Raw genomic sequence first — 26382 nt, 5'->3', positions numbered from 1 at the left:
ACTACAAAAGTACGATAAATATCTGAATAAAGAAACAGCTTTATGCTCTGTTGATAGAATAAGTATACTTCTGCACTGTGATGTAGTTTGCCAACCTCTTGCCACTTCGTTGGCAAACTTTTGCCATCGCATTGGCAAGACCTTGCCATCGAAGTGGCAAAACTTTGCCAAGGCTGTGGCAAAAACTGGCAAATACTTACTGGGTAATTACTTGTAACTCAGCAGGGAACCCGAATAAGCTATTTCTTCCCGTTTCATGTCTTTTCTGAAATCCACAGGTGATATGCCTGCTTTCCGCTTGAAGAACTTCCCGAAAGAAGACTGGTCGGAAAAGTTGAGGGTGGCGGCTATCTCTTGTACGGATAGTTTGGAGTGCGTCAGCAGGTTGCGGGCTTCGCTGAATAGCATTTCAAAGATAAAGTCGCTTACGCTTTGCCCTGTCACAAGTTTCACGATTTGCGTCAGATGGTGGGCGGACAGGTTCAGCCGGGCAGCATAGTAGTCTACTTTGTGTTCTTCACGGTAATGCGTTGCCAATAGTTCGATGAACGACTTGATGACACTTTCGTAGCGGGTCAGGCAACCGTCTGTATGTGGCAGATTGGTGCGTTCGAGGATATCGCTTAAATCAAGATAGAGAGCGAACAAGCGGTTCAGAATCACTTCTTTGTGATAGAAATGCTCTGTACGGTCAATGTTTTTGTTGACGCTGTCCAGTCGTTCCGCCAATAGGACGGCATGCGGATGCTCCAAAGGTATTACAGGCTCATTATATAGCCGTACGCCATATTTGGTTCTTCGGTAAATCATATCGGTGGAGTCCATCTCATCAGTAAACACCTTGCTGACAAAGAGGCATTGGCATTGGAAATCATCACTACAATCATAAAAATGGAACAAATGTGCAGAAGTCAGCAGCAAGAGCGTATTTGCTTGAATGTTATACGTTTTGTAATTGATTGCAGCCCGTCCCTTTCCGGATAAAACCAATAGGATGATGAAGGCATCGAGGTGGATGTCTGACGAAAACTGTTCTTCTGCTTCCCGGTGTCCGATGGTGATGCAACTGATTTTCTTGCGTGTATCGTTTTTACCGCCACTGATAATGAGTAGTTCACAGATGTTCTTGATGCGTATGGAAGAGGCCATTAAAGAATTTTTTGTTGTATGGCAAAGGTAGCACAAATCTTGAAAATCTCCAAATTAAACCAACTTTGCACAATTTGGGATTTACCTTTAGCAAAGAATTTGTCCGAACTTTGCAGCCGTTTTTGAGGTAACAATTTAATAGATATGATAAAAAGATTGAAAGATTTATTAGTTTTGATTTTAGCGCTGAACGTTTCTCTTGTATCTGCACAAACCATTCGGAAGATGACAATTGAAGAGATGTTCGAGTTGGCGGACGCTAACAGCCGCAGTATCCGCACGTTCCGTCTGGCGGAAGAAGAGGCCGGACAAGCGGTGAAGGTAGCTAAGAATGCCCAACTTCCTTCCATTGATGTTTCCGTTTCCGCAAGCTATCTGGGCGATGCCTGGCTGGCTGACCGTGACTTCGGGAACGGTGAGAATGCCGCTATGCCGCATTTCGGTAATAACTTTGCGATAGAAGCGTCACAGGTAATTTATGCCGGAGGGGCTATCACGAGCCGGATTGCCATTGCTCGGTTGCAGCAACAGTTGGCGGAACTGGATAAAGAGAAGAACAAACAGGATATTCGTTTTCTGTTGGTAGGCAACTATCTGGAGATGTATAAATTGCAGAATCAGTCGAAAGTGTACCGGAAAAATATCGAGCAAACCCGCAAGTTGGTGGAAGACATCAATGCCAAACAATCGCAGGGATTGGCTTTGAAGAATGATATCACCCGGTATGAGTTGCAACTCAAATCTTTGGAACTGGCTTTGACGCAGATAGAAAACAGTATTCTCATTCTGAATAATCAGTTGACTACAGTGCTTGGTTTGTCGGAGGAAACGGTGATTGATGTGGATACAACATTGCTGAGACGGCTCCCGAGACCCTCGGAAGAAGCGCATTGGCAGGAAACGGCTGTATTGAGTTCGCCTGTACTGCAACAGATGAAGCTGAACATCAAGCAATCTCAGTATAATGAGCGGATAGCGAAAGCGGAACGCCTGCCGTCTGTGGTTCTCTTTGCTGGTGACAAACTGGACGGGCCTATTACGATTGAAGTGCCTCCCATTAATAAAAATCTGAATTACTGGTATGTGGGTGTCGGGGTGAAGTTTGATATCGCTTCTACGTTCAAGTCCGGCAAGAAGATTCGTCTGGCGCAGTTGTCTACCCGGCGGGCGCAGGAGAGTGATTTGTTGTTGCAGGAGAATGTGCGCACGGAGGTGAAAGCGGCATATATCCGTTTTCAGGAGGCTTTCACTATCTGTGATACGCAGGAGAAAAGTCTGGAACTGGCAACGCAGAACTACAGTGTGGTGAATAACCGCTATCTGAATGACCTGGCACTGATTACCGATATGCTGGACGCCAGTAATTCCAAGCTGAATGCGGAATTGCAGTTGGTGAATGCACAAATCAATATACTTTTCAATTTCTATAAGCTGAGAAAGACAGCCGGAAGTCTATAAACGAATTTTAAATAACAATAGAATATATGGAACGCAAGAAGAAAAAAATGATTTATAACGTGGTGGTTAGTCTCTTACTCATTGCTGCACTGGTATGGGTGTGCTCTCATTTCGTCCACCTCGGCAGTGTGGCATACACGGACAATGCACAAGTGAAACAACTCATCGTCCCCGTCAATAGTCGCGTGCAGGGATTTATCAAGAAGATATATTTCGATGAATACCAACAGGTTCGCAAAGGCGATACGCTGGCTGTGATAGAAGATGCCGAATTCCGTTTCCGTCTGGCACAGGCTGAGGCTGATTTCCAGAATGCCATCTCCGGCAAAAATGCAGTGGCTACCACTGTACATACTACTCAGAATAACATTGCCGTATCCGACGCCGGTTTGCAGGAAGCTAAAGTCCGCCTCGATAATGCTGAACGTGAATATCATCGTTATAAGAACCTGTTGTTACAGGATGCGGTCACCAAACAGCAATATGATGCCGTACAAACTAACTATGAGGCTTCCAAAGCCCGCTACGAACTTCTGTTGCGCCAAAGGCAATCCACCACACTGGTGAAACAGGAACAAACCCACCGCCTGGAACAAACCGATGCCGGCATCAAACTTGCACAGGCTGCCCTGGAATTGGCACGCCTGAATCTTTCCTATACCGTCATCCTCGCCCCTTGCGACGGAACCACCGGGCGGAAGGAAATTCAGGAAGGGCAACTGATACAACCCGGACAAACCCTGGTGGACCTGGTTGATGAAAACGAAAGATGGATAGTGGCTAATTACAAAGAAACCCAGACCACGCATATCCGGGAAGGCCAGCCCGTAGAAATAGAAGTGGATGCCGTTCCCGATATCATTTTCAAAGGAACCGTGAAGTCCATCTCCCGCGCTACGGGTGCCAGCTTCTCCCTTCTCCCACAAGATAACTCCGCCGGAAACTTCGTGAAAGTAGAACAACGTATCCCCATCCGTATCGAGTTCTCTGCAGATAATCGTCCGGAAGATATGGAGCGTCTGCGTGCCGGCATGAATGTGGAATGTGTAGTAAACTATTGATGCGATGCACGAAACAGGACCTTTTTCTATTCCGGCTATCCGCGACTTTGTTCCTCCGAAACTACGCCCCTGGATTATCATTGCCTTTGTCATCATCTTCCAGTTCTCCGGCGGTATTTATCTGTCGGCAGTCAACGAAATGGTCGGTTCAACGGCATTGATGCAGGAAGACATTATGATGGCGGGGTATGCGTCTATGGTGGGCATGGGGCTGACGTTCGCCATTATGTTCCGCTTGAAATTCCGCTTCGCCTCGAAGACTTCGCTGATGACGTGCAGCATAGCCCTGATTATTGCCAATCTGATATGTATGCATACCCGCAGTATTCCCCTGCTGGTGATAACTTGCTTTTTTGCAGGCATTTTCCGCATGTGGGCCACGTTTGAGTGCAACTCCACCATCCAACTATGGTTGACTCCCAAGCGGGATTTATCGGTGTTCTTTTGCTTTATCTACCTGTTGGTGCAGAGTTGCATCCAGTTATCGGGTTTGATAACCGTCTACACGGCTTTCTGGGCGAAGTGGGAGTATATGCACTGGCTGATAGTGGGCTTGTTGTTATTAGTGATGCTGGTTACGCTCTGGCTATTCCGCAGCTATCGTTCCTTACCGAAATTACCGTTATTTGGTATCGACTGGCTGGGAGCTTTAATGTGGGGGCTTGTTCTGCTGTGCATCCTTTTTGTATGTGTCTATGGTGAACATTACGATTGGTACCGGTCTTTCCCAATCCGGGTGGCAACCGTCATCGGCATAGTAGTTCTGGCACTGAACTTGTGGCGCGCATCTTTCATCCGTCATCCGTTCATTGCATTGAAGACGTGGACGTACCGCTCCGTGTGGCTGCCCTTTATACTTTATATAATAATAGATATACTGTTAGCTCCTTCACACCTGTTTGAGCATATCTATATGGAGGGTATATTGGGTTATGATGCCCTGAATGTGATTTCGCTCAACTGGGTAGTGTTGCTGGGCATTGTGGTTGGAGCAGCTTTTACATTTCTGACCTTTTCACGCCGTAAGTGGCGCTATAAGACGATGACGGTGATTGCTTTCACTTCCATCACTGTCTATCTGATGTATTTCTACTTTGGCATTGATTATGCTTTGCCGAAGGAGACGCTGTTCGTGCCGTTGTTCCTTCGTAGTTTCGGGTATGTCATAATAGCTATTTGTTTTCTTACGGTGCTGTCACGTGTACCTTTTCAACACTTTTTTCAAGCGGTGTCCGTGCAGGCGTTTGTCAGTGCCGGGTTTGGCAGTGCTTTGGGTACGGCTATCCTGGGGCGTGCTTTGAGTGTGACTTTAAAGAAGAATGCGATGCTGCTCAGTTCGTCATTAGATCATGTGAATCCGTTCATCAACCGGATGTCTGCCGGAGAACTTTATGGTGCTGTGCAGCAACAGGCGTTGATGGTTTCTATGAAGGAATTGTACGGCTGGTTGATTCTGATAGCCTTGTTCTGCCTGTTGGTGTTCCTGGTTTATGAGAGCGATATCCGCCCGTACAAAGTACTGCATCCCACTTATCGCTCCATTCGCCGCTTTGCGAAGCATGAGCTGCGTATGGACAAGAAGTTGGGAGTAACCGGATGATTGGGTGTCTGTCTGTTCCTGTTTTGAACAATGTAGACTAAATTAGGTGAGGTGGGTAAACTGATTTATTCTTAATTTTGCCGTGCAATTAAAAAGGATGTGTTCAGGCAAATAATTATTTGCCTGAACACACTAATAAAAGATAATTATATGGGAAAAGATAATTCAAAACTGTTCATTCTTATTTTATTAGGTATGTTGACAGCCTTCGGGCCGTTTGTCACAGATATGTATTTGCCCAGTCTGCCGGCTATGGGAGAATATTTCAATACGAGTTCTTCAATGGTCCAGTTAGGATTGACCACCAGCATGATTGGACTGGCAGTCGGTCAAATATTCTTCGGTCCCTTGAGCGACCGGTATGGCAGACGTATACCGTTACAGGTTGCCATGTGGCTATTCATTGTTTCAACAGTTCTCTGCTTATTTGCGCAAAACATCCATCAATTTGTTACTTTCCGTCTGATACAAGGTGTTGCCGGTGCAGGAGGCATCGTCATAGCCCGTTCCATTGCTACGGACAAGTTTTCGGGTAGGGAATTGGCAAAGATGCTGGCAGTTATCGGTGCCATCAACGGTATTGCCCCGGTAGTAGCCCCTATCATTGGAGGATTATTTACGGAAGCTATCGGCTGGCAGGGGATTTTCGGTATTCTGCTTGTATTGGGCATGCTCCTCCTGGCAGGTTGCATGCGCTTCCGGGAGTCGCTTCCCGCAGAGAATCGGCTGGTGACGAAATGGGCGGATACTTTCAATAGTTTCAAGCTGGTTCTTCGCAATAAACAATATATTTGCTACGTGTTGCAACTGGCGTTTGCGCAAGGAGTGTTGTTTGCCTATATAGCTTCGTCTCCTTTCATTATTCAGCAACATTACGGTTATTCCCCTTTTGCTTTCAGCGTATGTTTCAGTATTAATGCCATTGCCATCGGTACTGCGGCTGCATTTTCCGTGAAGTTCCGCCGACCGGAAAACGGGACGCTGATAGGGTGTATGGGCATGCTTGTTTTCTCTGTATTGGAATGTGCTGCATTGGCTTTAGGGTGTAGCTTCTGGGTATACGAACTGTTGCTGCTGGCAGTGCTGTTTATGATGGGAATGACTTTCACGACCTCAACCGCGTTGGCTATGGAGTGTGAGCGCACTAATGCCGGGACAGCTTCTGCATTGCTGGGAGCTGTCTGTTTCTCGTTCGGCGGCATTGTTTCTCCCTTGGTGGGCATTGGGAATATCTTGGTTTCCACCGGGATCATATTCGTAATATGCTCAGCTTGTTCCCTTTTCGGCATATTATTTGCGTTGGGCAGAAGGCGGTTGAAAGTTAGGTTTCACTTGGCGTTCATTACATCCCAGAAACGTTGAGGCAGATGAATGTTGGGCACATTTATCGCTTCTTTAAATAAGGGGGCAATCTCTTTCGGGGCAAATCCGGCAATGCCGCATCCTATTTCTGTGACGAGGAAAACGTATTCTGCATGTTCTTTGGCGAATCCGATGAATTGATCAACATAAGGTTTGATGCTTTCCGGACCACCGTGCATGGTAGGGATGGCGTAAGTCTGTCCTTGTAGTCCTGTTCCTTGTCCCCAGATAGCTCCCCATTTCTTCCAGGCCAGATAAGCGGCTCCGCCACCGTGAGCGCCTTCCAGATTACTGCCGAAGACGAATATCTCGTTCGGCTTTAGTTCCGTAATACGGTTTGAGGTAATTCTTGTTTCCATATCTTTAGTTAGTATTAGGTTCCACTTGATTATTTTTCTTTTTTCTTCATTTTTAATCTCTTGCTTTTCAGCAAAAGTAACCTTCAGGTAACTATCTTACTTATTTGTAACTTCTTGTTTTAAAGTAAAATAGTGCATAGCTTTGCATCGTCGATAAGTCACTGACCGCATTGCGAAGTTAGTGAAAAAACTGATGAATACAACTATTTTATAAACAATTTAAAAACAAAAGGACAATGAAAGAGCTTACAGTAAAGAATTACAAGACTGTCGAAGGTCAGAAATTCAGTCAAGGTGGCAATGAATTTACAGTGAAACCGATTGTTGCGCAAGAAGACGTAACCCAGTGCCGTGTTAACTTTGTGGAGGTGGAACCGGGTAACTTTGCCTATGGCTATCATTATCATGAAACGGATGAGGAAGTGTTCTACATCATCAGTGGTACAGGTATTGTGCGTACCATCAATGGAGATGTAACCGTGAAGGCCGGAGATGCCATAACCTTCCCTGCCGGACCGGAAGGTGCGCACGTCATGCGTAATGGGTCGGATACGGAGAAGCTCGTCTATCTTGACTTTGATACCAACAATGTGCCGGAGATTGTGCACTTTCCGGATACCAATCAGGTGATGGCTTACGGCAAATTCTCTAACGGTATTTATGACAAGAAATAGGCTTTCTGTCTTCCGCTTTAAGAACCCCTTCATGCCTGAAGCAGAATTTTATCTTGTAAAAGCAGGATGAAGTTTTGCTTTGGGCATTGTGCATTTTATTAAGCAAAATTATATCCTTCCATTTTTTTTCTTTTATTTTGTGGGAAATATGTGAGTGTAATGAAATTCATGACTTTATCCATAAAAATATCAGATAGATGAAAACTTATTATTTATTATTCATTTTTGCGATGTCGATACTCCAGTCCTGTAGCGTGAAGCAACCGGTCCAAATGTCAGGTAATCCTCTTTTTGAAGGCTGGTATGCCGACCCTGAAGGTATGATTCTGGACAATGAATATTGGATATTTCCCACCTACTCTGATGAGTATGAGAAGCAGATATTTATGGATGCTTTCTCCTCAACCGACTTGGTGAATTGGACGAAGCATGAACGTATCATTGACAATACAGCAGTGAAATGGGTGTGGCGTGCCATGTGGGCTCCCGCAGTCGTGAAGAAGGATAATAAGTATTTCCTGTTTTTCGGAGGAAATGATATTCAGAATGATGATGAGTACGGTGGCATCGGTATTGGTGTGGCCGACCGTCCGGAAGGTCCCTATCAGGATTATTTAGGCCGTCCGCTCATAGATAAGATTTATAATCGTGCCCAGCCGATTGACCAGTTCGTTTTCCAGGATAAAGATGGTTCATATTATATGTATTATGGAGGTTGGGGAAGATGCAACGTTGTTAAACTGAATGATGACTTTACTGGACTGTTACCTTTTGAAGACGGGACTTATTACAAGGAGGTTACGCCGGAAAATTATACGGAAGGTCCTTTCATGTTTATCCGTGATGGAAAATACTACTTCATGTGGTCGGAAGGTGGCTGGGGTGGTCCCGACTACTCAGTAGCTTACGCTATTGCAGATAATCCTTTTGGCCCCTTTGAACGTATCGGCAAGATACTACAACAAGATCCGGAGATTGCTACCGGAGCGGGACATCACTCCGTGATTCATGAACCGAAATCTGATAAATACTATATCATTTACCATCGCCGTCCGTTGACGGAGACACACGGAGACCATCGTGCAACTTGTATCGATGAAATGACTTTTGATGAGGACGGATATATCAATCCAGTTAAGATAACTTTTGAGGGTGTGGAAAGCAATCCTCTGAAATAAGAATAAAACATATGGAAATAGATCTGACTACTCCGGCTCTGTTATTCTCAGCCATTTCTTTGATTATGCTGGCATATACTAATCGTTTCATGTCGTATGCCCAATTAGTGCGTGCGTTGAAGGAGCAGTATCGTGCCAATCATTCGTCAGTTACCGCTGCTCAGATTGCTAATCTACGGAAACGCCTTTACCTGACACGTGCCATGCAGGTGACGGGGACGGGGAGTTTGTTGCTGTGTGTAGTCAGCATGTTTTTTATCTATATACAACTTTATTTAGTGTCGATATATATCTTTGGTCTGGCGATGGTGCTGTTGATTATTTCTTTGGCTATCTCTGTATATGAGATTTATATTTCGGTCAAAGCATTGGAAATACATCTGAATGATATGGACGAATAGTCTACCTATCGAATCTCTTTCCAGCGATTATAATGCACATTCTCCGGTTTCCATTTATCCTTTGGAAGCGGGTTCTCGGCCGGATAGCCTACAGGAACTACATTCAGCGGAATGATATATTCGGGCAGATGCAAAATCTTCTGAACCTCTTTCACGCGTTCTTTTATGGGATAAACCCCTGTCCACACAGCACCCAACCCCAATCCTTGTGCTGCCAACAATAAGTTTTCAGTAGCGGCAGAAGCATCCTGTACCCAATAATCACTACCCGCACCACTGATAGCTTTTGTCAGGTCTCCGCATACAACGATTGCTAAAGGTGCCTCTTTAGCCATCTTGGCATAGGGAAGGGTAGAACCCAGTTCGTTCAATACTTCCTTTTCTTTAATGACAATGAAGGCCCAGGGCTGTTTATTGGTTGCCGTAGGCGCAGCCATAGCGGCCCTAAGTAATTGTTCCACTTTCTCTTCTTCCACCTCCTTGGGGAGATAAGAGCGGATGCTGGTTCTTGCATGAATACTTTCAAGAACGGTAGATTTATTATCCTGTGTCATAATAGGTTCCTCCTTATTAATTACTTGATTATTTTTCGGCTGGATGGATAAAGCAGTCACTACTATAACCAAAGCCAGATTGAAAAAGTTCAGCACATACTGCATGGTTTGTGCTCTGGGTTGTTGCTTGGAGAAATATGTGATAGCGAGGGTACACACTGCAATTCCTGCCAGTAGTCCCAGGAAGAGTATCCAGTCGAAACTGAAAGAAGCATCTGTCTCTTCCAATGAATGTGCTTCAGCATATTCCATCGCCTTCTGTACGGACTGGATAATGGCGGCGGCAGACTCTGTGGCACCGGATATGCCGTCCACCTCTTTGTTGAGTGCTTCTTCTGGTGACAGATTATCCCATTGTTGCAGCAGGTTGCTGTTCCGCACTTTGGCAAAGTAACTGGGTGTTTCAGAGTTTTCCAGAGCCACCACTTTGATGATGCGGTTGTCCTTCATATAGATTTCGAGTGGGACGCTTCCACCGTATCCATTGATGTCACCGGCAATTTGCCGGGTAGATATTATTTGTACCCCATCATCAGCCTGTCGCAGTATCCCTGTGTTCCCACCTTGTTTTTCCGTTGTATTTTCATTTTCTGAGAGTATGTTCCGGAACTTATTTTCTTTGCAGATAGTTACCGCTAGAATTAGGAAAAAGCAGGTTATCAGGCTAATAATAGATTGGGCTTTTGATGCTTTCATATTTAGTTGCTATTTATATTGCTTGCAAATTTAGAAGAATTCTATTGAAAATAGCAAGCACATGCGGAAAAGTGATAGGGTGATTTTGCTTTATTTATTTTTTTACGAAAAGTAAATATTAACTCCGGGTCGTATATTTAGGGTACCTCAGTCGTATACTTAGGGCATCTCAGTATACGACTGAGGTACCCTAAGTATACGACCGAGATAAGGCTTATTTATATACGCTTATAATCAAATAGTTGCATTCTGCTGCTTGACAGGTAGGAAATTCAAACAAATTGACGGAAAAACATTTCATTCACTTCTTATCAGTTCTGAATACTGTATTACTAATGTTGATATATTTCTTGTTTCGTTAAGAAATGGTATAAAGATGTACTTATTCTGGATGGAAACTTCATCTTTTGAATTATTAGATGATAATTTGTATATTAGAATAAAAAGTTGTAGATTTATTCCGTGACTAACAGGTGATATGTTCATTTTATAAAGAAGGTATGAAGAAATTATTATTATTATTGGTTAGTGTTTTTACGTTATTCTCATGTGAGGTGAAGAATTCTTATCAGGAACCGGAGCCCGGAAAAGACTTCTCCTTAGTGGATGAAATAACTGTACGTGTTAATACTACGGAAAACACCCGTTGCCTACTGTATGCCGGCGACCCTTATGTTGATGGGCATTTGGTGGGAGAGCCCATTCTGATAGATTATGCTCCATTTGAGAAAAGTGTCAGAATTCCTAAAGCAACAGATAAATTATATCTGTTGATGAATGGCCAGATGTCTACCTATAGTAAGGGGGATGTCGTTGTAAATAAAGCTGTTACGAAAGCAGAGGGTGAACTCTCTGACGCGCTGATTACTGCCATAAACAATTATTATCCCGAAGGCGTCAGAAACACACCGAGCGATACGTATACGGTATGTTCTGATTTGATGGTAGGAAGTGAGGAGACTGAAGTTTGGGTGACCTATGTAGGCAATGGTGGTGCTCATCTTAATAACAGTTTATATTATTATACCTATACAGATGCTGATGCTGAAATTCAGGACCTTACGCCTGTATTTGACGGGAAACAGACTATCGGAACTAAAGTGAAACTTGGTACTTTCACTGACTGTAAGATTGGTTTTGCTTGTTCGTACTCTCCTGGGGTATATCGCTATTCGACTCCGAGATTCAATGAAAAATATAATGGAATACTGCTTACGTCAGGAGTTATCAGAACATTGAAGTTTGGTGATAAGGAATATCAGACATTGGGTATGGAAGACCAGCTTCCGGATGGATGGTTCGACCAAGACTATAATGACCTGTTGTGCCTTATCGAATCCAATCCGGCACTGACACCTGAGAATGAGATACCTACCCCGGAACTGCCGCCCGGTAGCATTACGTGGCAGGGAATGTGGTTGTTTGAAGATAACTACCCGAATCAGGGAGATTATGACTTTAATGATGTTGTAGTGAGATTTCACATTGAAGAAATTTCTGGTAGCAATGAAGCAAGAGCTCATATTCAGGTGATGGCAACGGGTGCGTCATTCACTAACAGCTTCGGCATCAATGGTAAGATATATGTTGAGGGGCTGAGTGGATATATGAACGTACGTGCAGGTGCTTCCAAAGTAGAAACGGAAGTTATCCAGATCACTTTGCCAAAGGCTGACGCGTACATTCCTATGCTGAATAACGGGAAGGCTACATTCGACCTTAATTCTTATAATAAATACGACGCTGACTTCCCCAATGTACTTGAGATTCCGTCACCTGACTTTAAGTGGTGTTTGGAAACTATCAGGATTGATGAAGCTTATCCTATGTATACAAAGTGGGTTGATAGCGGATGTACCTCATATCATGATTGGTATAAAGGGACAAGAAATGACGACAAGGTCTATATGGAATAAGCCATTTTTACATAAATAATTAGTTTTTTGCATTGAAAATGAGAATAGATTTCTGCCATTAATTTGCTGGCGGAAACCTATTCTCATTTATCATATTTACCCTATAGGAGAGGAGGGGCAGATGACTTTATCAATATACCGCAGATGCGATTATCTGTATAAACAGGATGAGGAATACCATTGCGATAGGATAAACTGTGGCATAGGCTACGCTTGGAATATTGCTGTCAGTCATGGAGTCGGCAGCAGCAAGCCCCGGCGTACTGGTCATGCCGCCGGTAATGGTACCTAACAGGTCTAGAATACTGATTTTGAATATAAACAGTCCGGCAAAAACAGCCACCAGCATCGGCACCACCGTTATTGCAGCACCTACCCCGAACAGTAGCCAACCACTTTCCTGAAATGTTGCCACAAGATTGGTACCTGCTGAAGTGCCGACTTCGGCAAGGAAAAGTAAAAGCCCCAGTTGCCTCAACAATTGATTGGCCGGACCGGACATGGACCACAGGATAGGGCCTGTTTTTCCAATCGCACTTAAGAATAAAGCTACCATCAGAATACCGCCCGTTAGTCCCGGAGAGAATGACAAACCACCGGGGAAAGTGATATTCAACTTACCGAATAGCACACCTAATACAATACCCATTGCAATAGGAAAGAAATCCGTATCCGACAACTTTTTGGCATTGTTTCCCAGTAGGCGTGCCAGCCCTTTAAGACCTTCTTTTTCTCCTACCACCATTAGTTTATCACCGAACTTCAAAGTCAAATCAGGTGATGGAGATAAGTCGATACCGCTTCGGCGGACACGGGTCACTGTACAATTGAAGTTCTTCATCAGATTCAGGTCTCCCAACTGTTTGTTAATCATGTCTTTCTTAGTCAGCAATAGCGACTCGATTTCCTGTGTATCTACTAATGGTAATTCACCTTCTTCTCGCTTACCTACTAAGACGGCAAGTTGGTTCAGCGCTTCTTCACTGCCCACTGCCTGTATGTAGTCATTTTCGTGAAGCACGGTTTGTGCTGTTGGGATAGAAATCTGTTCTCCTTGTTTGTGGCGCGAAATGACAGCTCCGGTCATGGCACGCGCATTGATTTGCATGAGGCTGCGATCAAATACGGCAGGATTGGTAACGCGATAAATACAGGTGGTCAGTTCGGGGAATTGTCCACGACGCTCTTTTTCCAGGCGGCGGGCTTCTTTGTCCAGGTCAATGCGCATGATTCGGGGTAGCAGCTTCACAAACAGGATAACGCCAATCACACCGAACGGATATGCGATACCATAAGAAATGGATGCTAACGGCGAGTTTGTACTGTCGATGGCTACGGCAAGTCCCGGCGTACTGGTCAATGCACCGGCTATCAGGCCCACTACGCTTGGCGTGTCAATATCAAAGAGATACTTTAGTCCGACCGCTGTCAGCGAAGCCGAACAGATAATCAGCATGGTGATTATGATTAGCGTTTTCCCCTTGCTCCGGAATGAGTCGAAGAAGCCGGGTCCGGCCTGGATACCGATGGTGAAAATAAAAAGAACTAATCCGAAGTTTCCTAATTCTTTAGGAATAACTACGCCGAAATGTCCGAATAGCAGAGCGATGAAGATGACGGCTGAAACGTCCAGCGATAATCCTTTGATTTTGATTTTTCCCAACATGAAGCCTAATGCAACAATAAGGAAGAGTGCGAAATAAGAGGAATTCAGTAGGTCAGTAAACATGAATTTAGATGATTTGTTATATTTCGCGCAAAGGTAAGGAAAAAGAAGCCAAGTTCATAACCTGGCTTCTTAATAATCACTATCTAATGTACTTGTTTCAATAACTCCTCTACCGCCGCTTTTAGTTGTGCATCCTCCCCTTTTACGATTGTTTCGGGTGAATTGGCAACCTTCACGTCCGGTTCCAACTGCGTGTTTTCCAGATAACTACCATCAGGAAGACGATAACCAACTACGGGAATACCAAATACCAATGTCGGGTCTTGCAGGCGCTCCCATGATACACTGGTCATGGTGCCTGGAACCGGCATGCCTACCAGTTTACCTAACTTCTGATGACTGTATACCCACGGCGTGCCGTGTGCATTAGAGTAGTTGGCTTCGCACATCAGCATAATGGAAGGCTTGTTCCAGCGGCGGCTGGGCATATCACAGGACTCGCGGCCCCGAACCACTTGCGTAAAATACTTCTCGCCGCTGAACAGTATTTCTATATCTTCGTGCAGGCGTCCGCCGCCATTGAAGCGCGTGTCTATCACGATACCTTCACGATTATTGTATTTTCCCAAAATGTCCGAGTAGATGGAACGGAAACTATCATCGCCCATCGACTTAATGTGTACATATCCCAGACGTCCACCTGACCATTTGTCAACATCTGCCGCACGCTGTTTCACCCAGCGTTCGTAGAGCAGTTGGTTTAGTTCGCTGTCTTTGATGGGGATTACCACCTCTTCCCAACGCTCTTTGGTTTTGGCGTCATATAGTGAAACGAGTGTTTTCTTTTTAGCTTTATCATTGAGCAGCGTGTAATAGTCCGTTTCGGGAGTGATTTCCGTACCGTCAATCTTTTCAATAATAGTGCCTGCTTTCACCTTGGTATCGGCTTTGTCGAATGGCCCTTTTTCTATGACTTCGGCAATGAGCATACCCTTATCCTGATAGTTCCAGTCAAAAAGTAATCCCATGCTGGCTGTCGGCTCGCTTTGCCCGTCCGGATAGAAACGTCCGCCGGTGTGAGACACATTCAGTTCGCCCAACCATTCACTCAATACTTCCGAGAAGTCATAATTATTATTGATGTGCGGCAGGAACTTGCGATAGGCTGCCGACATGGCATCCCAGTTCACACCGTGCATGTTGGTGTTGTAGAATCGCTTCTGTTGCTGTTTATACACATGGTCGAACATGTATTCACGTTCAGCCGCCAGATCCAGTTTCATCTGGGCAAGGTATTTAATAGGTTTTAGTTCATTGGAAGTCAGATTCATCTTCTGCATGTTTTTTCCGTTCAGAATGAAAAGAGCCTTCCCTTCTTTATCCATTTCCATGGATGCCGATCCGGCGTCTATCTTGTGGAGTAACTTGGTTTCTTGTTTGCGCAGGTCCATTTTCCATAGGTTGCGCCCGCCTTTTGTACTTGCCAGGTAGTAGAGGGTTTTGCCATCTTTGGAAAGAACGGTGCTGCCCATATCAGAAGAATTAGGGGTCAGACGCACGATGCGGTCTTCTATGTTTTTCAACTCTACTACAATATCTTTCACCTTATTGCTGTCTTTCTCTTCTGTCTTTTCCCGGTCGGCATTGGCTTCTTTGTACAGTTCATAGTCTTCTTTGCTCAGACTGAACTTGTCGTAGGCATCTTGATTGAGGAATACCAGCATGGCGTCGTCCAGCGAACCCCATGAGGCATGCGCGCGCATACCGTAGCGTTCGGTTACAAAAAGTATAGCATTGCCGTCAAGCACAAAGCAGGGTGAACCGCTGTTATATCCGCTATTGGTCAGGTTGATTATTTCACTATTGCCTTGCGCACTTACAAGACCTATATCCGAGTAGGGATCGTGTTTGTTTCCTGTAAATTCAAGAGTAAACCACTTGCCGTCCGGAGACCATGCATAATCAAATCCACCACCGGTGCTATACCAGGTGGAACCATCGGTAATGCGGCGTAGTTTCTTGGTTTCCAGGTTGAATACCATCAGGCGATTGCGCTCCTCAATGAAAGCAAGCTCTTTGCCATCGGGAGAGAATTGCGGGTGGCTACGCTCTATGGTAGTGGAGGGCAGCAACGGTTCTTCCTTTATCAGCGTTGCATTGGGGAAGTTAGGATCTTCTTCCCTGGTTATTTTTGCCAGATAAATCTGTAGATTTCCGTTGCGTTCGCTATCATAAGCCAGTGTCCGGTTGTCCGGGGAGAATGAAAGATTACTTTCGCGCGCTGCTGTGTGAGTGATTTGTTTGGTGGTGGCATAGTCTGCCGATGTAACGAATACTTCGCCTCGCACAATGAAAGCAATCTGTTTTCCATCCGATGACACTGTAGCTGAGGTTGCTTTATCGGAATATTTCAGGTTGACTATTTGCGGCTGGTCGTCGCGTATGATTTTTACACTTATCTTCCGGGGAGTGGAACCCGCTTGCTGAGTGTAAATCTCTCCGTCATATCCATAGCACAATGTGCCGTCGTTGCTCATGGAAAGGAAACGTATGGGGTGAGTTTTGAAGGAAGTGACTGCTTTCACCGATTGCGGCTGGGAGAGCGGGAAGGCATATACATTGAATGAACCGCCGTCACGCTCACTCAGGAAGTATACGGTTTCTCCATCCGGTGCTAATACAGGGTTGCGGTCTTCGCCCGCATGACAGGTAAGGTTGGTGTGTATGCCTGTTTTTACATCACACATCCATACGTCCCGGGTGATGGAAGAGGTGTGGTGCTTTCTCCATTCATTTTCACCTCCCTTGCGGTCTTGATAGAGGAAACGGCTGCTGGACTTGTCGAAACAGACAGCTTCGGCAGGTGTTCCCAGCACTTGTAATGTGCGCCCGCCTGCTATGGGGACTTTGTAAAGCTCGGTCATTGAGGCTGTGGGAAAGAGGGCACTGGTTGCCGGGTCCTGGATAGATGCCGAAAATAAGATATATTTGCCGTCCGGAGTAAAGGTAGACGGCAGTTCGTTGGTGGAGTGGGTGGTCAGTCGTTGGGCGGCTCCACCATTTGCCGACATCACGAAGATGTCGAAGTTTCCGTTTCTATCGCTGGCAAAAGCTATCTGCTTGCCATCCGGCGACCATATAGGAGTGCACTCGTAAGAGTCCTGGGTGGTGAGCTGTGTAGCCGTTCCGCCCTTAGCGGGCACCTTGTAAATGTCTCCTTTATAGCAAAATGCAATTTCCGTTCCATCCGGTGAGATTTGTAAGTCGCGCATCCAAAGAGGAGTAGCTGCATAACCGGTTATTGCTGTAAAACTAAGGGCAATGTAAGCAAGAATTTTTTTCATAAGTATATTCTGATGTGTGTTTATGCAAAGATACGCAATTAGCTTGTAAATATACAAAAAGCATAGTCTGATATTTAAGTTTATCTTTACTTTTTATATCTTTGCAGGTATATGATTCTATGTTCACTCCTTTAATTGCAGCGATATGGAAATAAACTCTCTTGGTAAAACGAACTTCGACACTTTATTTAAAGCATTCAATCAGGCTTTTGCTGATTATGAGGTGCAACAAAGCAAAGCCCAACTCCAGACAATGTTGAAGCGCCGTGGCTTTGATTTTGCTTTCTCTTTTGGTGCATTCAGTCAGGGTGAGATAGTTTCTTTCACTTGTAACGGCATTGGAGATTTTTACGGAGTGAAGACAGCTTATGACACTGGGACGGGAACTCTGAAAGAGCATAGGGGAAAGGGACTGGCTACCCGTATCTTTGAGTATGCTATTCCACATTTAAAGGCAGCAGGTATCCGTCAATATCTGCTGGAAGTGTTGCAGCATAACACAGGTGCAGTTTCTGTTTACAGAAAACTCGGTTTCGAGGTGACTCGTGAGTTTAATTACTTTGTACAGGAGAATAGTGCAGTAAGGAATGAACTGAAAATGATTGATTTTCCTTACGTGCTCCGGCCTGTCACTATCCATGAATATGATTCTATCTCCAACTTCTGGGATTTCAAACCTTCCTGGCAGAATAATCTTGAAGCAATCGGGCGGATACCCGGGGACTTTATCAGTTTGGGAGTGTTTACTGGCGAAAATCTCGTTGGTTATTGTGTCTTCGATCCCGGTTCCGGCGATGTCACCCAGTTGGCGGTTGATAAAACCTATCGAAGAAAAGGAATAGCTTCATTATTGCTTCGGGAGATGCTTGAATTGAATAGGTACGAATCCATTAAAGTTGTAAATACAGAAATCTCGTGCACTTCAATTACCGGTTTTCTGAAAGCAAAAAATATAGATGTGAAGGGGAAACAGTTTGAGATGATAAGGGAAATATGAGCATATATAAAAGCAAAAAGCATCGATAATCTTTCGATTATCAATGCTTTATCGGTAGTCGGGATGACAAGATTCGAACTTGCGACCACACGCCCCCCAGACGCGTACTCTACCGGGCTGAGCTACATCCCGAATTGCGGGTGCAAATGTAGTGCTTTATTTTTAAATAGCAAATAAATAGCCTGTTTTTTGTTGTACCCAAATTATCTATTCTGGCGTATTTCATTTATTATTAGCGACTTGTAAAGGTGTAAAATTAGTTGTTAGACTGCTATTCTAAATATAAAAAAGTCTTTCTTTTAAGTAATCTTGCATCCCACATCTATGCAGAGGTATGCAAAATGGGCTTTCCGGTAGTGGTAAACAGCATTAATTCATTCCAAAACCTTAATCAAACCTTAATCGAACCGTAATCGCAATAAAGGACGAAAAAGGTGAAATGCAAGTAGTTTGCAAGGTTAATCTAAGTTAAAGTCTGTCCCAATTTCGCAATGTTTTAAGTGACCTTCCTTGTTGAGCCCTTGCAATGATGTAGTTTTAATCATCGAAATTATCTATCTTTGCATTGAACTCAGGGAGTGGGTTCTAACCTTCATCCGGTAATGCTCGGTGTATTGACAAAACTAAAAAATACATTCATTCACTGTATGAAGCTAAAATAATTTCGTCGGCCATATAACTAAAAAATGAAAACCATGGCAAAGATGAAAATCACGCTCTTTAAGAGCAACATTAGAAAAGACGGGAGCTGCCCCGTTTGTTTAAGAGTAGCAAAGGGTAATAAAACTAAGTACATCGATTTGCAGTTGTCCGCAGTGGAGGGGCAGTGGAACGAGGAAGCGTCCCGATTTAAAAGTGACAAGCGTGTTAACCCTAACCACGAAAATTACAATGCGCTGCTAAATCATTACGAAGTCCGAAAAGACGCAATCCTGCGAAAGTTTACAGAGGAACGGGTGGACTGGACGCTTAACCAGTTCGAGGAGGAGTTTCTTGGTATGTCAAAGCAAGGAAAAGTTTACGACTATTTTATAAAACAGGTCGAAAACTTAAAGGCTACCAAACATATCGGGAATGGTAAGGTCTATGAACGCACCTTGCATATGTTAGGTAAATATGACGCTAAAATAAAAGAGCGTCTGTTCTCTGAATTGGATGTAAAGTACATTAGCTGGTTCAACTTGGAAATGGAAAAAGACGGATGTTGTGGAAACACCCGTAAATACTACCTAAAAACATTGAGGGCAGTCATTAACAAGGCAATAAAGGAACGTGAAGCCTCATCAAGCACCTATCCGTTTGGCAAAGGTGGTTTTGAAATCAACAGGCTTGCAGAAGAAACAGCAAAGAGGTATTTGTTACCTCAAGATTTGGAGCTGATAAAAAACTCGCCTCAGCAGAACCCGACTTTGGAACTTTCCCGTAGGCTGTTTTTATTTTCCTATTATTGTTTCGGTATGAGTTTCGTGGATGAGGCAATGTTGAAAAACTCTAATATTGAAATGTTGGAAACAGGGGAACATATCATTTATAAGAGACAAAAAACGCAGAATGCCAAAGATGCCAAACCTATAAAAATACCTGTAACACCAGCTATAAAGGAACAGTTGGAGTGGTTTAAAGTAAATACGATTTTAGTAGGCGGCTATTTGCTGCCAATAGTTACAAGGGATTATGAGGGCGAGCAGTTGTATGACCATATCCGTTCCCGCTATAAACGTATTAATGACGGTTTAAAGCAATTGGGAAAGTTACTTCATATTCGTATGAACCTTACTACCTATGTCAGCCGGCATACGATGGCTATGACCTTGCAAGGTAATGAAGTGCCCCGTGAGATTATCAGCCAAGCGTTGGGGCATCGTAATCTGACAACGACAAACGTATATCTTGATAGTTTTTCAACAAGTGTATTAGATAGAGTCGCTAAAATCCTGTAATTATGTATATGACAACTAATATGCCTTTGGGCGGTTTGATAGACAAATCGCTCAAAGGGGAAGCCCGTACTGCGCATAAAGAATGGCTGCGCACCTATATAAAGAGACTGACAAAAGGCAATAAAGCAAAGCTGCAACAGGCTTTAAATGAAGTCGATGACGCTATAAACCAATGGCGGGATAACTATTTTATTTCTACCTATGAAGAAAAATTAGTTGCTGCCCGTCAAGGTAAACTAAATATGGATAACAGAGACTTGGAAGAGGTCTATAATGAGGAAGAGTATTTGCATAAAGAGGGTAAAATAGGTTTGGTTGCAGACTTCCTATATGAAGCAATAGCAAAGCATGGTTTTATCAATGAATATCATCGTGATGCAATAGAAAGTGCATGGCTGTTCCACGATATGGAGTTTCTAAGGATGCAATGGGAGTATTACGCTTTGGCTCAAATAAGGTCATTACGGGAAGTTATTTGTAGTATGTTGGGAGTAGTGCCGACTACGGTTGAAAACGAACAGCAGACTGCCAATAGACCACCAAAACGGATAGAAGATTATCCCGAAGTGTTTGGCATTGAACTTTGTTGTGAGCTGACAAACTATGCGAAAGACACTATTTATAAGTGGACTCGCACCCGTGAGATACCCTGTCATCGTTCCGGTACCAATGGACGTAAACTTGTATTTAAGCGTGATGAAATCGTAAAATGGCTGACAGCCCGAAAGCAGGAAACCAAGGACGAATTTATAAAACGAATGGAAACCGAGTTGGCTGCCAAGTCTTCTACTTTGTATAATAACCCAAAAAAGTTCAAAAAACATGATTGACACACTTTGTCTAACACTCCAATCAAAGGCTATTAAAGGTCATGTTGACCTAATGGCTATGGTAGGTTCTCAAATCAATGTCGACCTCAAAAAAAGTAATGAGTATCGTATCATGGGCACTTATAAAAATCTTAGGGTCTATGTTGAGCCCACCTTTGTTCGTATTGAGGGCAGTCTTCCTAAATACTACTATGGTAGTAATTTGGTTACTCTTTCACGTTCTGAGCCTGGTTTAATCATTGACCAGCTCAGCCGTGAACTGGGTTTGCCATTGCAGGAGGCTGTCGTAACACGTATTGACATTGCTGCAAATATTGAGGTGGACAATGAACCACGAAGTTATTATCCTTCCTTTGGTATATTGAGTAAGTACGACAGGGTTATTCGTCGTGGTACTCTTTATTATGAGCAAAACTGGTGTAAACTATGTATTTACGATAAAATAGCTGAGGCTGAAAAACATAATGACCCGTATCTGACCGATGAACTCCTACGTACAAACATTATGAGGTACGAAATACGATTTTATCGTGACTGGCTGACGCATTATTTTGGACGTAAGATAAAAGCTAAGGAACTATATGGAGAAACGAGCGATGTATGTTGTGAACTGGTTGCGGAGTGGTTCTTCAAGTATGAAGCTATTATAAAGACTGGTGTTATGAAACCGAAGTTTGAAATGACAGTAAAAGGTCTGTTGCTATGGTGTTTAAAAGAGATGAGCCGGAGGCAGAACATTCCTAAACTGATTGAAGCATGTGGAGAAAAAGGAGATAGGAATACAGCAAGGGTGAAAAGAGAGGCTGTAAAACTGTTGAAAGAATATGGTTCAGAGCCGGAAGACTTGGTTAAAGAAATTGATTTAAAGATGATAGAATGTACTGAGGTATATTGAGAACGTCTGATAAAATTCGACCTGACAATAATTAAAAGCACAGATGCCAACCGTCTTCGACGTTTGTCCCTATCCTTTTAATTATCTAATCAGGTCGAATTTTGTTTATTTATCCTCTATTGGTGGCGCATAGCCAAAAACTTATCAAACACAATAAAAGTATTCGGCGGAATACAATAATGGCTTATACGCTCTAATACGAGGTCGTGTGATTTCTTAACGTGATGAAGCTGTTAAGGTACAGTCGATAGAAATAATGCAGGTCATAATCAAAGAGGATTTAGGGCTCGTCTATCTTCACTACATAGTGATGAGCCTATGTGATAATAGTGTATAGCATTATAGAGGTCTTGCAATATGGGGAGTGAAAATATCGTATATCACCAAAAAACAGATGAAATATAATGGAATAGTAAGGTATAGTTGGAGTGTGGATATAGTGATGAGGTTATTTCGAGGCATCCATAAAAGATTAGACATCCTGAAATGCAACAGCCTCATCGGACTTCCTCCTATAAAATCTTGTGCACTATCAATAATTGAGTAAATTTGTTCCATGACACCCGAAAAACGTTTGTAGAACGCTGGAATTTAGCTATATTTGTCCCGCTAACAGGTTAAAGACTTGTCAGTGACATATTAATTAAAGGAAGCGTTTAGCTTTATCCCGTTTTAGAAATTCTGGTAAAATTTCATGTGGTACGGGGATAGACGATACAAACGTTCATGCTAATCTTGTATATATCAGTGATATATATGGCTTGGCGTGGGGTGTCGTTTTATCTTGTACCACGGGTTTACCAGAGCCTCTAAAACAGATAATTCTAACAGCCTCACGCTATCTTTTTATATAAACCTTTCCTATCGAGGCTGTGGGGAGCAAATCACAGTATTATGAAAAGGACTTTGCTGTTTCTGATGAGTGTAATAATGGTTCTTTCTGCTTATGCTCAAAAATCCACTTCTGTTAAGGCATTTGAATACCCCGATTATCTGTGCTCTAATCCTTATACGGGTAAACCGATATACGGTGGTAATACACTTGAAATTAGTTATTCGGAAAAGAAAAACTCCTATGGAATAGAGTTTAGATATGGCTATGTAAAATATTCGTTAAGCCTCAGTTATAAAGGCATGGATGATGGAAGATATGTTTATACAGGCTTTGAAATCGGAAACATGACGGAGGCTGTTGTAATGAGTTCTACAAAGCTAAGTCGTTTTCTCAATAACTATGGGCAGGTACAAAATGAAACGTTTGAAGAGGATAAATTAATTGAGGTACATATAAGTGGCTCGGGGAGTTTGTCTGTCTATCCAATAAAAGATATCCCCGAAAGACGTAAAAGGATAGAAGAAAAGGTTGCTAAACAAGATTTAGAAAATGCAGCCCGAAATAAACTCGAAGAACTTTATCCGTATGCTGTCGCTCACCTACAAGACAGTCTAAAACAACAAGTCGTTAAAGAGTTCTTCGACAATGATGGGGAGGTTAAATCATTTAATTTAGAGCCTTACTCTTTTCATACTTATGTTGCTGTTATTGATACCAATAAACAGGTCGTGGTTATTCAAAAAGATGAAGCTGTTTTGAACGATGAGCTACAAAATGAACAGTTACATGGTAAAATAGACTATAAACCGTCAAGTATGGAGGGGAAGACAGCAAAGGTGATTAACGGTAAAGTGTTTTTTAGTATGACATTTCATCCCGAGCTAAATATAAAGGAGCATCGTGGTAAGGTTATATACGATAAGCATGGATTTTCTTATTTTGAAAATGCCAAGGTAAGTTATGCTGCACCTAATCAATTTACTCCTATCGAGGACATGAAAAAGGTGATAGAAGCAAGTATAACTAAAATAGGGCAATATTCTTTGTACTGGGAAACACTGGATAACAGACTTGTTTATTTGAGCTATAAAAGAGTGGGGACAGGTGTTCTTAAAGTGCACGAACCTGTTGAGGTTTATTCTATATACAAATAGCAATTGGTAATAATGAGGCTTCTAACGGAGCGTTTAAGATAGGGGTAGGGCAATAGTTGTCCTACCCTGTTTGTTATAATGGGTTTGTTCCTAATAGAAGAGTAAAAGAATTAATGCCCCTTAGTGCATTGATAAGAAATAATTCACTAATATTGCGAATTTTACAATTATATGTTACCTTTGTATTATCAAAGAACAAATGCATGAATGTAGAATTTGAAAAAGAGTATTTGGTAGAACTTTACGAAAAAGGAAAGACCGATGATAAGAAACATCGATTTCAGCCTCAAATTATCAATGGCTATTTGAAGTGTGTTAAGGCTCTATTGAATGCTTCCCGAATGGAAGATTTATATCAATATAGAGCTTTGAACTATGAAAAGTTGAAAGGTGATAAAAAAGGGATTTCCTCTTTGCGTATCAATGACCAATATAGGTTGGAATTTCGGGAAATTACCAATGCAGGCAATCAAACAGTTGTAGAAATATGTTCTTTGGTAGATATTACGAATCATTATAAATAGGAACTATGAGTATAACAGCGAACAATTTACAATCATTCCGTCCCTACCATCCGGGAGAACTGGTTAAGGAAGAATTGGAATGCAGAGGCATAAAACAAAAGGACTTTGCAAAGAAGTTTGGTTTGTCTTATTCCGCTTTAAATGAGACGTTAAATGCAAAACGACCAATAACCACTGAGTTTGCTTTGCTCTTAGAGGCGGCTTTAGGTATCAATGCCGATTTGCTGGTAAGAATGCAAACAGACTATAATATACAAGTGGCACGAAAGAATAATTCTTTGCTTGAAAAGTTGAATAATATAAAGAAGATAGCAGCCGTATTTTAAAGTGGATACACAAAGCGCACCTGTAAACTCTTCAATGCAACAATGCAAACTACACCTAACAGACCGCAATAATAGGATTAATTAAGCCAAGTTTCCCGAAAACCTTATTCGTAGGATATTCGCAGGTAAAAAATAAGGAGCTAAGTAATAACTTAACTCCTTGATTTATATTGTTCTATAAAATTATTATCGGTTATCTTATTCAATACCCCCAGACGCGTACTCTACCGGGCTGAGCTACATCCCGAATTGCGGATGCAAAAGTAGTGCTTTATTTTGAAATAGCAAATAATTTGGTTGATTTTTGTTTGTACATAATATTATTGGTTGATGTGTATCTTTTGTTATTACCTTGTTTAGTACTCTGTAAGGTGATGATTTTCTTTACCTTGTGATGAATAATAGAAAAAGGAACGCATCTCAAATATGAAGAGTCAACGTTCCTTTTTTATTTGTCAGAGAGGATTAAGGTCTATTTTATATACGAAGTAAGTGCGTCATTATGGTCAACTTCTTCTTTCAGACTTCTTAATAGAGTTTCTATGTTTTGGAAGTGATAGTGTAAGATACCTTCCAATTGCTTCAGAAAACCCACGTTTCCTGCTAGTTGCATCACGAATTGCAGATGCAGACCGATTTCCCGGTTATTTTGCAGAAGGATTTTGGGAGGAGTGTTATTTTGCATCATGTAGGCTCCACTGGCGTTTTGTATTTCGGCAATGCCCTGTCCCCATTCGTGTGTACCTATTAGTTGCAGAGTATGGATGAATTGTCTTAGTTTACGATATAGGCATTTCATACTCAGGTATTCTGAATTCCCGTCTGCATAATTTACATTCATGATGTTGGCTAATTGCAAATAATACAATTTCATTGCGTCTTCTGATGGGAAGTCTGTGCGTGGGTGCATTGCGGCATTGGGTAATTCCTGAACGGCTACCATTTGAGTGTTGTTTTCCATAAATCATTAAGTTTTAAAAGGTGAATAATTCGATTTATGGGAGAGGAGAAGAAAAAGAAAAAAGAGGCAATCCCCGCCTGTCCCATTGTCGAACATCTACCACGCAGCTGTTGGAGGTGCATTAACACTCCCCATGGGGGTGCAGGGACCGCCATATAGGAGTGTCGCGAACGGGCATAAAAATGCCCGCCACGGTTTCTTGGCAGGTTTCCCTGCTGCATGGTAAAAAAATATTCGACATCACAAAGGTACGATAAAAAATGAAGCGGCAATGTAAAAGGGGGAAGAAATTAGATTTGTTGTCTGATTACTTCATGTTTGTAGCGGTTTTGAATGAAATGATGATTTACTGAGTATCTCAATTAATTAGGCGGACTATCTTAACTCCCCTCCTCCAGTTGGAGGAGGGGTGCCCTTTAGGGCGGGGTGGTAGGTGAGAAAGAATTCCTTAGCCTTGTGATTTATAGGTATTTTATTGTTTCACCTACCACCTCCCCCC

General features: G+C 42.8%; 21 protein-coding genes and 1 tRNA gene. 15 read left to right on the top strand and 7 right to left on the bottom strand.

Annotated elements, in window-relative coordinates:
• Positions 1-207: 207 nt before the first annotated feature.
• Positions 208-1149: a helix-turn-helix domain-containing protein gene (locus HMPREF9447_RS21190; RefSeq protein WP_009131838.1), complete on the bottom strand. Its 942-nt coding sequence runs from the start codon at positions 1147-1149 to the stop codon at positions 208-210.
• Positions 1150-1293: 144 nt separating this feature from the next.
• Here HMPREF9447_RS21190 and HMPREF9447_RS21185 point away from each other — a divergent pair, with 144 nt between their 5' ends.
• From HMPREF9447_RS21185 to HMPREF9447_RS21170, 4 genes are all read left to right on the top strand, one after another.
• Positions 1294-2607: a TolC family protein gene (locus HMPREF9447_RS21185; protein ID WP_009131837.1), complete on the top strand. Its 1314-nt coding sequence runs from the start codon at positions 1294-1296 to the stop codon at positions 2605-2607.
• Between the two features lie 26 nt (positions 2608-2633).
• A complete protein-coding gene (locus HMPREF9447_RS21180) occupies positions 2634-3668 on the top strand; it encodes an HlyD family secretion protein (protein WP_009131836.1) in 1035 nt (344 codons plus the stop codon).
• Positions 3669-3672: 4 nt separating this feature from the next.
• On the top strand, positions 3673-5268 hold the full coding sequence (locus tag HMPREF9447_RS21175; RefSeq protein WP_009131835.1) for a hypothetical protein: 1596 nt from the start codon (positions 3673-3675) through the stop codon (positions 5266-5268).
• A gap of 150 nt (positions 5269-5418) precedes the next feature.
• Positions 5419-6630 (top strand): multidrug effflux MFS transporter, encoded by a 1212-nt coding sequence (locus tag HMPREF9447_RS21170; RefSeq protein WP_009131834.1) that lies wholly within the window; start codon positions 5419-5421, stop codon positions 6628-6630.
• Here HMPREF9447_RS21170 and HMPREF9447_RS21165 read toward each other — a convergent pair.
• Positions 6597-6989, bottom strand: coding sequence for an A1S_2505 family phage non-structural protein (locus HMPREF9447_RS21165; protein ID WP_009131833.1), 393 nt, complete (start codon positions 6987-6989; stop codon positions 6597-6599). The genes HMPREF9447_RS21170 and HMPREF9447_RS21165 overlap by 34 nt on opposite strands.
• Positions 6990-7225: 236 nt before the next feature.
• Between HMPREF9447_RS21165 and HMPREF9447_RS21160 the strand changes: the two genes are divergently transcribed.
• The 3 genes from HMPREF9447_RS21160 to HMPREF9447_RS21150 all read left to right on the top strand — a co-directional run bounded on the left by HMPREF9447_RS21160 (position 7226) and on the right by HMPREF9447_RS21150 (position 9242).
• Positions 7226-7663 carry a cupin domain-containing protein gene (locus HMPREF9447_RS21160; protein ID WP_009131832.1) on the top strand — a complete coding sequence of 146 codons (438 nt, stop codon included), beginning with the start codon at positions 7226-7228 and terminating at the stop codon, positions 7661-7663.
• 197 nt (positions 7664-7860) lie between these two features.
• Positions 7861-8841: a glycoside hydrolase family 43 protein gene (locus HMPREF9447_RS21155; RefSeq protein ID WP_009131831.1), complete on the top strand. Its 981-nt coding sequence runs from the start codon at positions 7861-7863 to the stop codon at positions 8839-8841.
• A gap of 11 nt (positions 8842-8852) precedes the next feature.
• Positions 8853-9242, top strand: coding sequence for a DUF2721 domain-containing protein (locus tag HMPREF9447_RS21150; protein WP_009131830.1), 390 nt, complete (start codon positions 8853-8855; stop codon positions 9240-9242).
• A gap of 5 nt (positions 9243-9247) precedes the next feature.
• On the opposite strand, the gene HMPREF9447_RS21145 is transcribed toward HMPREF9447_RS21150, so the two are convergent.
• Positions 9248-10492 (bottom strand): nitroreductase family protein, encoded by a 1245-nt coding sequence (locus HMPREF9447_RS21145; protein ID WP_009131829.1) that lies wholly within the window; start codon positions 10490-10492, stop codon positions 9248-9250.
• A 500-nt stretch (positions 10493-10992) separates the two neighbouring features.
• Here HMPREF9447_RS21145 and HMPREF9447_RS21140 point away from each other — a divergent pair, with 500 nt between their 5' ends.
• Positions 10993-12408: an LruC domain-containing protein gene (locus tag HMPREF9447_RS21140; protein ID WP_009131828.1), complete on the top strand. Its 1416-nt coding sequence runs from the start codon at positions 10993-10995 to the stop codon at positions 12406-12408.
• Between the two features lie 130 nt (positions 12409-12538).
• Here HMPREF9447_RS21140 and HMPREF9447_RS21135 read toward each other — a convergent pair whose 3' ends face one another.
• Both HMPREF9447_RS21135 and HMPREF9447_RS21130 read right to left on the bottom strand, forming a co-directional pair.
• Complete coding sequence (locus HMPREF9447_RS21135) at positions 12539-14137, bottom strand: aspartate:alanine exchanger family transporter (protein WP_009131827.1); 1599 nt, start codon at positions 14135-14137, stop codon at positions 12539-12541.
• Between the two features lie 83 nt (positions 14138-14220).
• A complete protein-coding gene (locus tag HMPREF9447_RS21130) occupies positions 14221-17421 on the bottom strand; it encodes a S41 family peptidase (RefSeq protein WP_009131826.1) in 3201 nt (1066 codons plus the stop codon).
• Between the two features lie 145 nt (positions 17422-17566).
• On the opposite strand from HMPREF9447_RS21130, the gene HMPREF9447_RS21125 reads away from it, so the two are divergent.
• Positions 17567-18418, top strand: coding sequence for a GNAT family N-acetyltransferase (locus tag HMPREF9447_RS21125; RefSeq protein ID WP_009131825.1), 852 nt, complete (start codon positions 17567-17569; stop codon positions 18416-18418).
• 58 nt (positions 18419-18476) lie between these two features.
• Here HMPREF9447_RS21125 and HMPREF9447_RS21120 read toward each other — a convergent pair.
• Positions 18477-18550: transfer RNA gene (locus HMPREF9447_RS21120), tRNA-Pro, on the bottom strand.
• 563 nt (positions 18551-19113) lie between these two features.
• On the opposite strand from HMPREF9447_RS21120, the gene HMPREF9447_RS21115 reads away from it, so the two are divergent.
• From HMPREF9447_RS21115 to HMPREF9447_RS21090, 6 genes are all read left to right on the top strand, one after another.
• The gene (locus tag HMPREF9447_RS21115; RefSeq protein WP_009131824.1) at positions 19114-20358 is read left to right on the top strand and encodes a site-specific integrase; all 1245 of its coding nucleotides are present in this window, start codon (positions 19114-19116) and stop codon (positions 20356-20358) included.
• A 2-nt stretch (positions 20359-20360) separates the two neighbouring features.
• Positions 20361-21188: a helix-turn-helix transcriptional regulator gene (locus tag HMPREF9447_RS21110; protein WP_009131823.1), complete on the top strand. Its 828-nt coding sequence runs from the start codon at positions 20361-20363 to the stop codon at positions 21186-21188.
• Positions 21181-22083, top strand: a complete 903-nt coding sequence (locus HMPREF9447_RS21105; protein WP_009131822.1) for a phage/plasmid replication domain-containing protein — start codon at positions 21181-21183, stop codon at positions 22081-22083. Before HMPREF9447_RS21110 ends, HMPREF9447_RS21105 begins: the two co-directional genes overlap by 8 nt.
• Positions 22084-22977: 894 nt before the next feature.
• Positions 22978-24072, top strand: a complete 1095-nt coding sequence (locus HMPREF9447_RS21100) for a hypothetical protein (protein ID WP_244267653.1) — start codon at positions 22978-22980, stop codon at positions 24070-24072.
• 203 nt (positions 24073-24275) lie between these two features.
• Positions 24276-24596, top strand: coding sequence for a type II toxin-antitoxin system RelE/ParE family toxin (locus tag HMPREF9447_RS21095; protein ID WP_024986866.1), 321 nt, complete (start codon positions 24276-24278; stop codon positions 24594-24596).
• A 5-nt stretch (positions 24597-24601) separates the two neighbouring features.
• Complete coding sequence (locus HMPREF9447_RS21090) at positions 24602-24922, top strand: HigA family addiction module antitoxin (RefSeq protein ID WP_009131819.1); 321 nt, start codon at positions 24602-24604, stop codon at positions 24920-24922.
• A 472-nt stretch (positions 24923-25394) separates the two neighbouring features.
• Here HMPREF9447_RS21090 and HMPREF9447_RS21085 read toward each other — a convergent pair whose 3' ends face one another.
• Positions 25395-25883, bottom strand: coding sequence for a hypothetical protein (locus tag HMPREF9447_RS21085; protein WP_009131818.1), 489 nt, complete (start codon positions 25881-25883; stop codon positions 25395-25397).
• Positions 25884-26382 lie beyond the last annotated feature (499 nt).

Source organism: Bacteroides oleiciplenus YIT 12058, assembly GCF_000315485.1.
Lineage (GTDB): Bacteria > Bacteroidota > Bacteroidia > Bacteroidales > Bacteroidaceae > Bacteroides > Bacteroides oleiciplenus.
Note: the sequence above shows the minus strand (reverse complement) of the source record. Positions and strands in the feature narration are given on the sequence as shown.